This is a genomic window from Streptomyces cyaneofuscatus, assembly GCF_000718135.1.
Classification (GTDB): Bacteria; Actinomycetota; Actinomycetes; order Streptomycetales; family Streptomycetaceae; genus Streptomyces; species Streptomyces cyaneofuscatus.
The window spans coordinates 45,952-58,671 of sequence record NZ_JOEM01000016.1; the positions used below are offsets into that span (position 1 = coordinate 45,952).

The following is a 12,720-nucleotide window of genomic DNA, read 5'->3' on the forward strand; positions in this document are numbered from 1 at the left end:
CATGAGCACCTCACCCCTCACCCTGGCGCGGGCCGGCCTGCCGGTCGCCGACCTGCGCCCGGACCTCGCCCACGCCCCCGGCCCGCTGGTCTTCGCCACGGTCTCCGGCGCCCACCTCTACGGCTTCCCCTCCCGGGACTCGGACGTGGACCTGCGGGGGGTCCACGTCCTGCCCGCCGAGGACCTGGTGGGGCTGCACCAGCTGGAGGAGACCCGGACCCGGATGTGGGAGCGGGACGGGGTCGAGATGGACCTCGTCACCCACGACCTGCGGAAGTTCGTCCGCCTGATGCTCCGGCCGAACGGCTACGTCCTGGAGCAGCTGCTCTCCCCGCTGGTGGTGCACACGAGCACCCTCCACACCGAACTGTCCGCCCTCGTCCCCGGCGTACTGACCCGCAACCACGCCCACCACTACCGGGGCTTCGCCGGCACCCAGTGGAGGCTGTACGCGAAGACCGGTGAGCTGAAACCGCTGCTCTACACCTTCCGCGCCCTGCTCACCGGCATCCACCTGATGCGCGGCGGGTCCATCCAGGCCCATCTGCCGACGCTGCTCGGCGAGGTCGACGCCCCCGCGTATCTGCCCGGCCTGATCGAGGCGAAGGCGGAGGCCGAGCACGCGGCGGCGACGGATCTGGACGGCGGAGCGGTGGCCCGGGACGTCGAGGAGCTGCACCGCGTCCTGGACGAGGCGCAGGACCGCTCCCGGCTGCCGGAGGCCGCGACGGCTCTGGAGGACCTGCACGACCTCGTCGTACGGGCGCGGCTCGCGCCCTGACGCCTGGCCTCTAGGCGGACGTCCGCCGGACCCGTACCAGGAAGTCCTCCACCGCCGCCCGGTCCGGTCCGGGCGGCAGTGGGGAGGCGTCCGCCGCCGCGTCGTTCTCCTCGGCCAGCCGGTTCATCCGGCGCTCCACCTCCGGCCAGGACACCTCGCCCCGCTTCACCGCCAGCAGCCCCTCGCGCGCTTCGCCGACGTCGATGTGCAGCTCGCCCGTGCGCAGCAGGTCCCGGCCGCTCGCCAGCAGCCGCAGCAGGTGCATCGCGTGCTTCCAGCGGGGCTCCCCGTACTGCCGTACGTCGGCCTCCAGCTTCTTCCGCTGGCCCAGCGCGTAGCGGACGAACGTGGCGTGGGCCAGGCGGGAGAGGAACGCCCCGCGCAGCTCCAGCAGTTCGCGGCCGGTGTCGTCCACGTACTCCACCAGCGGGGAGTGCAGGCACTCCAGCACGTTCGGGTTGGCCCGCAGCGCCAGCTCGCAGAAGCGCTCCAGCTCCCAGGAGAACTGTTCGGGAGCTGGGCCCTCGATGTGCGCCGGGGGTTTGTCGAGGCGCCAGAACAGCGGGGTGGGGGCCACGAACACGCCCCGCCGGTCGGTATCGCTGTCCTCCGTCGCCAGACCGAACGCGCGGGAACCCATCACACACGCGTAGACCGTGTGGTCGCGTACGAGAGCCTCGTCGGTGGGAGTGATCATGGCGGCGAGGGTACGGGGGCGGCGGGCCGCCCCGCCCCCGAGATTCCGGCGGCGCACTGAGAAGCCCCGGCCCTCAGCCCAGCCGGATCGCTCCACCCTCGACGGTGATCTGCTCGGCCGGCAGCGGGCGGGTCGCCGGGCCGGCCTCGACCGCCGCGTCCGTGATGGAGAACTTGGAGCCGTGGCAGGGGCAGTTGATGGTGCCGTCGCTGACCGTCGAGACGAGGCACTGGGCGTGCGTGCAGACGGCGGAGAAGGCCTTGAACTCACCCTCCTCCGGCTGCGTCACCACCACTTTCTGCTCCTTGAAGATGGTGCCGCCGCCGACCGGGATGTCGCCCGTCGCGGCGAGCTGCTGACCGCCGCCGGGGGAGGCCCCGGGCGACGCGGTGTCCGACGCCGTACCCGTCGGCGTACCGCTCGCGTCCCCTCCGCCGCCCTCGTCGGCGGACGACCCGCAGCCGGTCACCAGGGCGGCGGCGCCCGCCGCGCCCGCGGTCAGGACCGTCCTTCGCCGTGCGTTCGCGTTCATGGGCATGGGCTCTCCAGTTGTCGGGCGTGGGGGGCGATCTCTGCTGGCCATGGTGGTGCCGGGGAGCGCGCAGGTGAAGCAACCGGGCGGGTTCGAGGCACTTCCTGTACAGTCGTCCAGGAAATCGCCCCCGGGAGGCCGACGTCATGCACATCACCGCTCAGGTCCTGGTCGCGCTCGTCGCGCTGATCCACGCCTACTTCCTCGTCCTGGAGATGTTCCTCTGGGACACCGACCGCGGCCGCAAGGCCTTCGGTACGACTCCCGCCTTCTCCCGGGAGAGCGCCACCCTCGCCGCCAACCAGGGCCTCTACAACGGGTTCATGGCCGCCGGTCTGGTCTGGGGACTCATCGCCGCCGACCCCGTCGCGTACCAGGCGCAGGTCTTCTTCCTGAGCTGCCTGATCGTCGCCGGGGTCTACGGGGCCGCCACCGTGAGCCGGAAGATCCTGTACGTCCAGGCCGTGCCGTCCGCGCTCGCCCTCGGCGCCGTCCTGCTCGCGGGCTGAGATCCTGGGCCGATGAGCCCCGCAGTGACCGACGGCAGCGCCGACCCCCGTACCGCACGCACCCGGGCCAAGCTCCGCGCCGCCCTGCTCGCCGCCTGCGAGCACCGGCCACTCGAACAGGTCAGCGTGGCGCAGGTGGTCCGCGGGGCCGGCGTCGGGCGGGCCACCTTCTACCTCCACTACGACGACCTGCACGCCCTCGCGGTGGACGCCTGCGCCGAGGTCGTCACCGAAGCCGTCGACGCCCTGCACGCCTGGGACGGCGCACCGCCCGGCCCCGACGCGCCCCCGGCCCCGCTCGCCGCTCTCCTCGCGTCCGTCCACACCCGGGCGCCCGTCTACCGCAGCCTGCTCCGCGAGGGCGGCGGCGGGCCCCTCGGCGAGCTGCTTCACCGGGAGCTGCGGCGGCGCAGCCTCGACGAGCTGACCGCCCGCCGCCCGGCGGAGACCGGACACGACCTCACCGCGAGCGCCGTCGCCGGGCTCTTCACCGGCGTCCTCGCCGACTGGGTGCACGGGCGCACCACCGCGACGCCGGAACACCTCGCCGGCCGGATCTGGCGCATGCTCCTCGCCGTCCACGCCACCGCCCGTCTCACCCAGAGAGCGCGGTGACCGGGCCCGGCGCCTCCCCTCTAGGGTGATCAGGAGCAGTGCGGAAGTGAACGAGCAAGGAGTACGACGTGGCGGTACGAGCGGTCCGAGGCGCCGTCCAGCTGGAGCGGGACGAGGCCGGGCACATGGACGAGCGGGTCGGTGAGCTGCTCACGGCCGTCCTGGAACGCAACGAGCTGGTCGCCGACGACCTGATCAGCATCTGGTTCACCGCCACCCCCGACCTGCACAGCGACTTCCCGGCCGCCGCCGCGCGCGGCCTCGGGATCGTCGACGTCCCCCTGATCTGCGCCCAGGAGCTGGACATCGAGGGCGCCATGCCCCGCGTCGTCCGCCTCCTCGCCCACGTCGAGACCTATCTCTCGCGTGCGGAGATCAGCCACGTCTACCTCGGCGCCACCGCCGCCCTGCGCAAGGACATCGCCCAGTGAGAACCGCCCTCGTCATCGGAACCGGCCTCGTCGGCACCTCCGCCGCCCTCGCGCTCTCCGGCCGCTCCGTCCACGTCCACCTCGTCGACCACGACCCCGAGTCGGCCCGCACGGCGGCCGCGCTCGGCGCCGGCAGCGACGAGCCGCCGGGGGGCCGGGTCGACCTGGCGGTCATCGCCGTACCGCCCGCCCACACGGCCACCGTCCTGGCCCGGGCCATGCGGGACGGGGTGGCCCGGGGCTACCTGGACGTCGCCAGCGTCAAGGGCGGCCCGCGCCGCGAGCTGGAGGCGATGGGCCTCGACCTCTCCCCGTACATCGGTACGCACCCGATGGCGGGCAAGGAGCGCTCGGGGCCGCTCGCCGCCACCGGCGACCTCTTCGAGGGGCGCCCCTGGGTCCTCACCCCGACCCGGGACACCGACACCGAGGTCCTCAACCTCGCGCTGGAGCTGGTCGCACTCTGCCGGGCCGTCCCCGTGGTCATGGACGCCGACGCCCACGACCGGGCCGTCGCCCTCGTCTCCCACACCCCGCAGCTGATCTCCTCCATGGTCGCCGCGCGCCTTGAGGAGGCCGACGAGACCGCCGTACGCCTGTGCGGCCAGGGCATCCGCGACGTGACCCGGATCGCCGCGTCGGACCCCCGGATGTGGGTGGAGATCCTCTCCGCCAACCCCGGACCGGTCGCCGACGTGCTGGCCGGGGTCGCCGCCGACCTGGAGGAGACGGTGACCGCGCTGCGCGGCCTGCACTCCGCCGACGAGGAGAAGCGGCGTGCGGGCACCGACGCCATCGAGGACGTCCTGCGCCGCGGCAACGCGGGCCGCGTCCGGGTCCCCGGCAAGCACGGCGCGGCCCCCGCCGCGTACGAGACCGTGGCCGTCCTCATCGGCGACAAGCCGGGCGAGCTCGCCTCGATCTTCGCCGACGCGGGCCGGGCCGGGGTCAACATCGAGGACGTCCGCATCGAGCACGCCACCGGGCAGCAGGCGGGCCTGGTCCAGCTCATGGTCGTACCGAGCGCGGCCCCCGTGCTCGCGGCGGCCCTGACCGAGCGCGGCTGGTCGGTCCGCAACTGAGGCCGGTGGGGGAGGCGGCGCCCGGCGCCACCCCCGTACGGGGACGGAGCCTCCCCCGTACGGGGTACAAGGGCGCGCCCGGCACTCGGTAACCTGGTACAAGGCCGCCCTCAGGCCTGTCCGTCCCCACCCCGTGTACCAGGAAGGTGTCCACCACCGTGGAAACCGCAAGCTCCGCCGTGATCGTCGCCATCGACGGGCCTTCGGGCACCGGAAAGTCGAGCACCTCCAAGGCCGTCGCCGCCAAGCTCGGCCTGAGCTACCTGGACACGGGCGCGCAGTACCGGGCCATCACCTGGTGGATGCTGACCAACGGCATCGACGTGAACAGCCCCGCCGAGATCGCGACCGCGGCCGCCAAGCCCGTGATCATCTCCGGCACCGACCCGACCGGCCCGACGATCACCGTCGACGGCGAGGACGCCTCGGGCCCGATCCGCACCCAGGAGGTCACCTCCAAGGTCAGCGCCGTCAGCGCGGTCCCCGAGGTGCGCACGATCATCACCGAGCTCCAGCGCTCCATCGCCGCGGGCGCCGTGGGCGGCATCGTCGTCGAGGGCCGCGACATCGGCACCACCGTGCTGCCCGACGCCGACCTCAAGATCTTCCTCACCGCCTCCCCGGAGGCCCGCGCCGCCCGCCGCAGCGGTGAGGTCAAGGGCTCCGACCTCGCCGCCACCCGCGAGGCCCTGATTCTGCGGGACGCCGCCGACTCCGGCCGGAAGACCTCCCCCCTCGCCAAGGCGGACGACGCCGTCGAGGTGGACACCACCGACCTGACCCTCCAGCAGGTCATCGAGTGCGTCGTCACCCTCGTCGAGGAGAAGCGGACCGCCGCGTGAGTGACGCCACGGGGGCGCCCACACTGCGCGGAGCCGCGGTCGGGCGAGGGATCGGCATCGGCCTGATGTACGGGCTGTGGAAGCCCCGCGTGCTCGGCGCGTGGCGCGTGCCCGCCGCCGGACCCGTCATACTCGCGGTGAACCACTCCCACAACATCGACGGACCGATGCTGATGGGGACCGCACCCCGGCCGGTGCACTTCCTGATCAAGAAGGAGGCGTTCGTCGGCCCCCTCGACCCGTTCCTGCACGGGATCGGCCAGATCGAGGTGGACCGTACGACCGTCGACCGCACCGCCATCGGCCACGCGCTGGGTGTGCTGGCGGACGGCGGAGCGCTCGGGATCTTCCCGGAGGGCACCCGGGGCGAAGGTGACTTCGCCTCGCTGCGGGCCGGACTCGCGTACTTCGCGGTACGGGGCGGGGCGCCCATCGTCCCCGTCGCCGTCCTGGGAAGCACCGAGCGGCGCGGGCGGTTGATACGGGGGCTGCCCCCGCTGCGCAGCCGGGTCGACGTCGTCTTCGGTGACGCGTTCGACGCGAGCGCCGGCGACGGGCGGCGTACGCGCAAGGCGCTGGACGAGGCGACCCTGCGGATCCAGGCGAAGCTCACCGCCCACCTGGAAAGTGCCAAGCGCCTCACCGGGCGATAGGCCAGACTTGACCTGACTTGAGTAGTGGACGGCGCTGATCGCGGTCCATCGATGATGATGCAAAGAGGAACGGACTTCATGAACGACCAGATTCACTCCGGCGGCTCGGACCACGAGCACGGAGAACTTGGCGATGCCGAGTACGCGGAGTTCATGGAGCTCGCCGCGCAGGAGGGCTTCGACCCCGAAGAGGTCGAGGGCGCCCTTGGTGAGGCCGGTCACGGCCCGCTCCCCGTGCTCGCCATCGTCGGCCGCCCCAATGTCGGCAAGTCGACCCTGGTGAACCGGATCATCGGCCGCCGTGAGGCCGTCGTGCAGGACAAGCCCGGCGTCACCCGCGACCGCGTCAGCTACGAGGCCGAGTGGGCCGGCCGCCGCTTCAAGGTCATGGACACCGGCGGCTGGGAGCAGGACGTGCTGGGCCTCGACGCCTCCGTCGCCGCCCAGGCGGAGTACGCCATCGAGACGGCCGACGCCGTCGTCTTCGTGGTCGACGCGACCGTCGGCGCCACCGACACCGACGAGGCCGTCGTCAAGCTGCTGCGCCGGGCCGGCAAGCCCGTCGTGCTCTGCGCCAACAAGGTCGACGGCCAGAGCGGCGAGGCCGACGCCACCGCCCTGTGGTCGCTCGGCCTCGGCGAGCCCTACCCGGTCTCCTCGCTGCACGGCCGCGGCACCGGCGACATGCTGGACGCCGTCCTCGAAGCCCTCCCGGACGCCCCGGAGCAGAAGTTCGGCACCGCGCTGGGCGGCCCCCGCCGCATCGCGCTGATCGGCCGTCCGAACGTCGGCAAGTCCTCCCTGCTGAACAAGGTCGCGGGCGAGGACCGGGTCGTCGTCAACGAACAGGCCGGCACCACCCGCGACCCGGTCGACGAGCTGATCAAGCTCGGCGGCATCACCTGGAAGTTCATCGACACGGCCGGCATCCGCCGCCGCGTGCACCTCCAGGAAGGCGCGGACTACTACGCCTCGCTCCGTACGGCAGCCGCCGTGGAGAAGGCCGAGGTCGCCGTCGTCCTGATCGACTCCAGCGAGTCCATCAGCGTCCAGGACCAGCGGATCATCACCATGGCCGTGGAGGCCGGGCGCGCCATCGTCGTCGCCTTCAACAAGTGGGACACCCTCGACGAGGAGCGCCGCTACTACCTGGAACGCGAGATCGAGACGGAGCTCGCGCAGATCTCCTGGGCCCCCCGGGTCAACGTCTCGGCCCTCACCGGCCGGCACATGGAGAAGCTCGTCCCGGCGATCGAGACCGCGATCGAGGGCTGGGAGACCCGCGTCCCCACCGGCCGGCTGAACGCCTTCCTCGGTGAGATCGTCGCCTCCCACCCGCACCCGATCCGCGGTGGCAAGCAGCCGCGCATCCTGTTCGGCACCCAGGCGGGCACCAAGCCGCCGCGGTTCGTGCTGTTCGCCTCCGGCTTCCTGGAGCACGGCTACCGCCGCTTCGTCGAGCGCCGGCTGCGCGAGGAGTTCGGCTTCGAGGGCACCCCGATCCACATCTCGGTCCGGGTCCGCGAGAAGCGCGGCCGCAACAAGTAGCGCCTACGGGAGAGCCCCGGCACGATCCGTACGAAGGATCGTGCCGGGGCTCTCCCGTACCCGCTCTCAGGACTCCCGGGTCCCCGGCGGAAGTGCCGCGGGCAGGGGACGCCCGGCGTGCCGGCCGACCCGCTGCCAGGAGCCGAGGGTTCCGGTGTGCTGGCTCTGGACGCTGCTGCCGGTCCCGGTGTGGCGGCTCTGACCGGCCGGGGAGGAGTGGCTGCCGCCCAGCGGGGCCCGGGAGGCGAACATCCCGGCGCCGAAGGCCGGGAAGCGGAGGTTCTCCTCACCGCTCCGGTCACCCGGCAACGCCCGGAACGAGCGCCGGTACTCGGAGTACAGCGCGTCGTAGATCGGGGTGGCGGACGTGCCCACCGATGGCTCCTGCGAGGGACGCATGGCAGGAATCTGGCTCTGGTGCTGGCGGGAGGGGTCGTATGAGTGCACGTAGGTGCCAACGACCTCATCGCCCGTCGGATGCGGTCCCGCCGGAGAAATCGCTGTTCGGCGGGGGTGCCCGAGCGGGGCGGACATGATCAGGTCCCGGCCAGCGGCATGGACGCGGCGACCAGGACCCCGTTGACCGCGGCCTTCTCCAGGGCGTCCCGGAGCAGGTCCTCGCGCGGCTGCTGGCCGATGGTGCCGGCCGGTGCGGCGAAGACGAGGACCGTCTGCGACTTGTTGACCGCGGCCCGCCAGCCGTCGGTCACCTGGAGCGGCTGGTGGGCCTGCCACCAGGCGACCGGGTTGCCGCCGCCGGAGCCCGGCTGCAGCACGGCGTGCAGCTGGCCCACGGCGAGCAGCACCGACCAGCCGGGCAGCGGCGCCGGCAGCGCGGTCAGGTCGGGGGCCGGGTGGAAGCCCTGCTCCAGCAGCAGCTGGAGGAACTCGTCGCCCCCGCTGCCGTCGGTGCCGGGCCGGGCGACCGGTCCGGTCGGTTCGACGACCAGGGCCGGGCGGACATCGTCCTCGATGAGAACGAGACCGCTGGTGATGCCGAGGACAGCCTGTTCGGGCATGCGCCCCTCCGTGTTCTTCTGCTCGCTGCCGGTGATGCTGCGCACCGCGCCCTGGAGCTGGTCCTCCGCGACCTTGACGACCTGCGAGGGGATGCACGTCGCGTGGGCGAACGCGAGTACGGCGGTCTCGTCCCCGATGAACAGCACCGTGCTGGTGCGTTCCTGGTCGGAGTCGCCGGGAGTGCGGCAGGAGGTGCAGTCGTAACTGCCGGGGGTGTCGTCGCCGACGAGCAGCCGGTCGGCTTCGTCGTCGCCGATCTCGGCGCGTACGTCCTGGCTGACGTCGAGCATGCGCGGCACGGGTGGCTCCTCGAACTCGGTGCGTGGGCCGAGGGGTTCCCGGCTCATGAAGAGACAACGCGGGATCCGTGGCCGGGGTCACGCACCGGCGGCGACGGAAGTGAGGGCAAGGTCGACAGATCGCTACATCGAGGAGTCGACCGCCGTGCCCCGGAGGCCGGGGCGCCGGGAGCCGGGATATTCGCCGGAATTTTTCGCCGGACGCAGGCAACCCGCCCGCCTTTCCTCACGTCAAGCACGGAGGGAAAGCGTCGCTGGAACGGGTGGCGGGCAGGCGGCCGGACGGTACACCGGCCGTCCCCGACGTATGCGCGGGATTCCGGTCGGTGACGGTGAAGCGGATTCACGGCTTCCGTAAACCTGCTGGTCAGCCACGGTTCCGGCGGTGCGACGGGAGTATTCGGACACCGCGACGCATTCCCCGGCGGAATCCAGCCGGATTCCGCACGCATTCCGGGGTGAACCGCCGGGACGTACAGTCGCAAGAGACGGCCAGACCAGGGGGAAACGGCGGCGCCATGCATATTTCATTTCTTCTGCACAACGCGTACGGCATCGGGGGGACGATCCGTACCACCTTCACACTCGCCCGCACCCTCGCCGAACAGCACGACGTCGAGATCGTGTCCGTCTTCCGGCACCGCGAGGCCCCCGCGTTCGGCACGCCCGACGGTGTGACCCTGCGCCACCTCGTCGACACGCGGAAGAAGAGCGCGACGTACGACGGTGACGACGCCGAACACGCCCGGCCCGCAACGGTGTTCCCGCGCGGCGACAGCCGGCACAAGCAGTACAGCAAACTCACCGACGCCCGGATCGCCGCCCATCTCCAGCGGCTCGAAGCCGATGTCGTCGTCGGCACCCGCCCCGGCCTCAACGTCCACATCAGCCGGCAGACCCGCCGGGGCCCGGTGCGCGTCGGGCAGGAGCACCTCACGCTCGACAACCACGGCTACCGCCTGCGGCGCGAGATCGCCCACCGCTACACGCTGCTCGACGCCCTCACCACCGTCACCCGCGCCGACGCCGAGGACTACCGCAGCCGGATGAAGCTGCCCGGCGTACGGATCGAGGCCATCCCCAACGCCGTTCCCGAGCCCGCCTGTCCGCCCGCGGGCGGCGACCTGAAGTGGGTCGTCGCGGCCGGCCGGCTGCACCGGGTCAAACGGTACGACCTGCTGGTACGGGCCTTCGCCCAGGTCGCCGCGGTCCGCCCGGACTGGCGGCTGCGGATCTACGGCGGTGCGGACGCCTCCGGCGACGAGAAGACCACGCTGCGCGCCCTCATCGACCAACTGGACCTGCACAACCACGTGTTCCTTATGGGCTCCGCCACCCCCCTGGAGGCGGAGTGGCCCAAGGGGTCGATCGCCGCCGTCACTTCGGACCGCGAGTCCTTCGGCATGACCATCGTCGAGGCGATGCGCGGCGGACTGCCGGTGGTGGCCACCGACTGCCCGCACGGACCGGTCGAGATCATCGAGGACGGCACCGACGGCCGGCTCGTGCCGAAGGGTGACACCGACGCGATCGCCGCCGCGCTGCTCCAGCTGATCGAGGACGACGGCCTGCGCCACCGGATGGGCCGCGCCGCGCTGTCCGCGTCGGAGCGCTTCGACCCGGCGCGGATCGCCGAGCGCCACGAGCGCCTGTACACCGAACTGATCGCCCAGGGCGCCCGGCGCCGGGGCCACGGCCCTGTGCGCACCGCGCTGCACCGCACCCGGGGCACCGTGCTCGACGGGGCGTACGCGCTCCGCTACAAGGCCGCCGACGTGCTCCGCAAAGGGAAGAGCGCATGACCGCCACCGCCACCACCGTACGGGCCGACTGCGCCGCCGATCCGGCCGGAGCGCTCACCTTCGACCTGGCCCCCGCCGCCACCGTCCCCGGCCCCGAGGCCGTGCTGCTCCTGCGGCGCCGGGGAGGGGCGGGCACCACGGTCCGGCTCCCGCTGACCAGTACCGCCCCCGGGCGGCTGCGGGCGGTGCTGCCGCCCTCCGCCGACGTACCCGAGGGGCGCTGGGACGCGTACGTGGAGGAGCCCGGCTCCGACCACACCCTGACCGTCCTCCCGGGGCTGCGGGATCTGCGCGCCCTCGTCGACCGCACCCCCGACACCGGCACCGCCACCATCCGCTCCCGGGTCCCCTACCCCACGCTCGACGGCCGCCTCGCCCTGCGCTGCTGGGTCCGGGCCCCGCACGCCGAGGCCGGCGCCATCCGCGTCGGCCCGTCCGGCATGAGCGCCGAGGGCGAGCTCTACGGGGTCGAGGTGGGGGAGGGGGCCGTGGTGGAGGCCCGGCTGCCGGGCGAGCCCGCCCGGGTCCACCGGGTGCCGCTCACCGCCTCCGGGCAGCCGGGTGGCTTCGCCTTCACCCTGCCCTACGCCCCGCTCGCCGAGGGACCCGTCACCGAGGAGCGGCTCTGGCGGCTGTGGGTGATCCCCTCGCCCGGTGCCAAGGCGGTCAGGATCTCCCGCATCCTCGACGACGTCTGGTCCCGGGAGCACACCTTCGTCTACCCGGGCCGCCCGGTGGCGGACGGTGTCCGCGCCACACCCTGCTACAGCGCGGCGAACGACCTCTGCGTGCGGCTCACACCCCCGGCTGCCTGATCCGTTCGCGGACAGGTGCTGTCCGCAAGTCCTGGCAGACTCGTCCCCATGTTGGAGACCTCGGCACGACTGCTGCGCCTGCTCTCGCTGCTCCAGGCCCACCGGGACTGGTCCGGCGCCGACCTGGCCGAGCGGCTCGGCGTCACCCCGCGCACCGTGCGCCGGGACGTGGACAAGCTGCGCGAGCTCGGCTATCCGGTGAACGCCAGCCCCGGTACCGGCGGCGGCTACCAGCTCGGGGCCGGGGCCGAGCTGCCGCCGCTCCTGCTCGACGACGAGGAGGCCGTCGCGGTCGCCGTGGGGCTGCGCACGGCCGCGGGCCACGGCATCGAGGGCATCGGCGAGACCTCCGTACGGGCCCTGGCCAAGCTGGAGCAGGTGCTGCCGAACCGGTTGCGGCGCCGGGTGAGCGCGCTCGGCGCCTTCACCGTGCCGATGCTGCGCGGGGCGGAGACCGACACCGTCGATCCGGCGCTCCTCACCGAGCTGGCCGCCGCCTGCCGGGACAGCGAGCGGCTCCGCTTCTCCTACCGCTCCCACGGCGGCTCGGACTCCCGCCGGACCGTGGAGCCGCACCGGCTCGTCTGCACCGAGCACCGCTGGTACCTGGTCGCCTGGGACCTGGACCGGGCGGACTGGCGGACCTTCCGGGTGGACCGGATCACCCCGACCCCGCCGCACGGCCCCCGTTTCACCCCCCGGCCACCGCCCGCCGATGACCTGGCCGCCTATGTCTCCCAGGGCGTCTCGGTCTCCGCCTACGCGGCGCGCGCGGTGGTCCTGCTGAAGGCTCCGGTGGCGGAGGCGGCCCAGCGCATCTCGCCCTCCGCCGGGGTGCTGGAGCCCGTCGACGAGCGGACCTGCCGGCTCACCGCGGGGGCGCCCGACCTGGAGGTCCTGGTGATCCATGTGCTGCTCATGGGGATCGACTTCGAGGTGGTCGAGCCGCCCGGCCTCATCGAGGTGATGACCCGGGCCCGGGACCGCCTCGACCGGGCGCTCGACGCATCCGGATCGTGAGATACCGTCCGCCGCCGGCGGAGACGGGGCCCGGGGAGAAAACGTGAGGAAATGTAAGGCGGATATAAGGGAAC

The 12,720-nt window shown here is 72.9% G+C and carries 15 protein-coding genes; 11 read left to right on the plus strand and 4 right to left on the minus strand.

The genetic code is table 11. The features are described from left to right. Window position 1 precedes the first annotated feature (1 nt). On the plus strand, window positions 2-781 hold the full coding sequence (locus IF17_RS0124720) for a nucleotidyltransferase domain-containing protein (protein WP_030569833.1): 780 nt from the start codon (window positions 2-4) through the stop codon (window positions 779-781). A gap of 10 nt (window positions 782-791) precedes the next feature. Here IF17_RS0124720 and IF17_RS0124725 read toward each other — a convergent pair whose 3' ends face one another. Together IF17_RS0124725 and IF17_RS0124730 are read right to left on the minus strand one after the other, a co-directional pair. Beyond that, window positions 792-1,478 (minus strand): nucleotidyltransferase domain-containing protein, encoded by a 687-nt coding sequence (locus IF17_RS0124725; RefSeq protein WP_030569836.1) that lies wholly within the window; start codon window positions 1,476-1,478, stop codon window positions 792-794. A 73-nt stretch (window positions 1,479-1,551) separates the two neighbouring features. Further along, on the minus strand, window positions 1,552-2,010 hold the full coding sequence (locus IF17_RS0124730) for a Rieske (2Fe-2S) protein (protein ID WP_030569839.1): 459 nt from the start codon (window positions 2,008-2,010) through the stop codon (window positions 1,552-1,554). Between the two features lie 146 nt (window positions 2,011-2,156). Between IF17_RS0124730 and IF17_RS0124735 the strand changes: the two genes are divergently transcribed. From IF17_RS0124735 to der, 7 genes are all read left to right on the plus strand, one after another. Next, window positions 2,157-2,519, plus strand: coding sequence for a DUF1304 domain-containing protein (locus IF17_RS0124735; RefSeq protein ID WP_030569842.1), 363 nt, complete (start codon window positions 2,157-2,159; stop codon window positions 2,517-2,519). A 12-nt stretch (window positions 2,520-2,531) separates the two neighbouring features. Beyond that, window positions 2,532-3,134 (plus strand): TetR family transcriptional regulator, encoded by a 603-nt coding sequence (locus IF17_RS0124740; protein ID WP_030569845.1) that lies wholly within the window; start codon window positions 2,532-2,534, stop codon window positions 3,132-3,134. Between the two features lie 68 nt (window positions 3,135-3,202). Further along, on the plus strand, window positions 3,203-3,565 hold the full coding sequence (gene aroH, locus IF17_RS0124745; protein ID WP_018515490.1) for a chorismate mutase: 363 nt from the start codon (window positions 3,203-3,205) through the stop codon (window positions 3,563-3,565). Beyond that, window positions 3,562-4,647: a prephenate dehydrogenase gene (locus IF17_RS0124750; protein WP_030569848.1), complete on the plus strand. Its 1,086-nt coding sequence runs from the start codon at window positions 3,562-3,564 to the stop codon at window positions 4,645-4,647. The genes aroH and IF17_RS0124750 overlap by 4 nt, the downstream gene beginning before the upstream one ends. A gap of 146 nt (window positions 4,648-4,793) precedes the next feature. Continuing rightward, window positions 4,794-5,489, plus strand: a complete 696-nt coding sequence (gene cmk, locus IF17_RS0124755; protein ID WP_030569852.1) for a (d)CMP kinase — start codon at window positions 4,794-4,796, stop codon at window positions 5,487-5,489. Next, window positions 5,486-6,142, plus strand: a complete 657-nt coding sequence (locus IF17_RS0124760) for a lysophospholipid acyltransferase family protein (protein ID WP_030569855.1) — start codon at window positions 5,486-5,488, stop codon at window positions 6,140-6,142. The genes cmk and IF17_RS0124760 overlap by 4 nt, the downstream gene beginning before the upstream one ends. A gap of 78 nt (window positions 6,143-6,220) precedes the next feature. Continuing rightward, a complete protein-coding gene (gene der / locus IF17_RS0124765) occupies window positions 6,221-7,690 on the plus strand; it encodes a ribosome biogenesis GTPase Der (RefSeq protein ID WP_030569859.1) in 1,470 nt (489 codons plus the stop codon). Between the two features lie 66 nt (window positions 7,691-7,756). Here the strand turns inward: der and IF17_RS0124770 are convergent, their stop codons facing one another. Continuing rightward, window positions 7,757-8,089 carry a hypothetical protein gene (locus IF17_RS0124770; RefSeq protein WP_030569862.1) on the minus strand — a complete coding sequence of 111 codons (333 nt, stop codon included), beginning with the start codon at window positions 8,087-8,089 and terminating at the stop codon, window positions 7,757-7,759. Between the two features lie 137 nt (window positions 8,090-8,226). Next, a complete protein-coding gene (locus IF17_RS0124775) occupies window positions 8,227-9,009 on the minus strand; it encodes a hypothetical protein (protein WP_026242105.1) in 783 nt (260 codons plus the stop codon). 518 nt (window positions 9,010-9,527) lie between these two features. Between IF17_RS0124775 and IF17_RS0124780 the strand changes: the two genes are divergently transcribed. Genes IF17_RS0124780 through IF17_RS0124790 form a run of 3 tightly spaced genes read left to right on the plus strand, consistent with a single transcriptional unit; the run spans window position 9,528 to window position 12,646 of the window. Beyond that, window positions 9,528-10,811, plus strand: coding sequence for a glycosyltransferase family 4 protein (locus tag IF17_RS0124780; protein WP_030569865.1), 1,284 nt, complete (start codon window positions 9,528-9,530; stop codon window positions 10,809-10,811). Further along, complete coding sequence (locus tag IF17_RS0124785; RefSeq protein WP_030569867.1) at window positions 10,808-11,626, plus strand: transferase; 819 nt, start codon at window positions 10,808-10,810, stop codon at window positions 11,624-11,626. Before IF17_RS0124780 ends, IF17_RS0124785 begins: the two co-directional genes overlap by 4 nt. Window positions 11,627-11,674: 48 nt before the next feature. Beyond that, window positions 11,675-12,646: a helix-turn-helix transcriptional regulator gene (locus IF17_RS0124790; protein ID WP_030569869.1), complete on the plus strand. Its 972-nt coding sequence runs from the start codon at window positions 11,675-11,677 to the stop codon at window positions 12,644-12,646. Window positions 12,647-12,720: the final 74 nt, after the last annotated feature.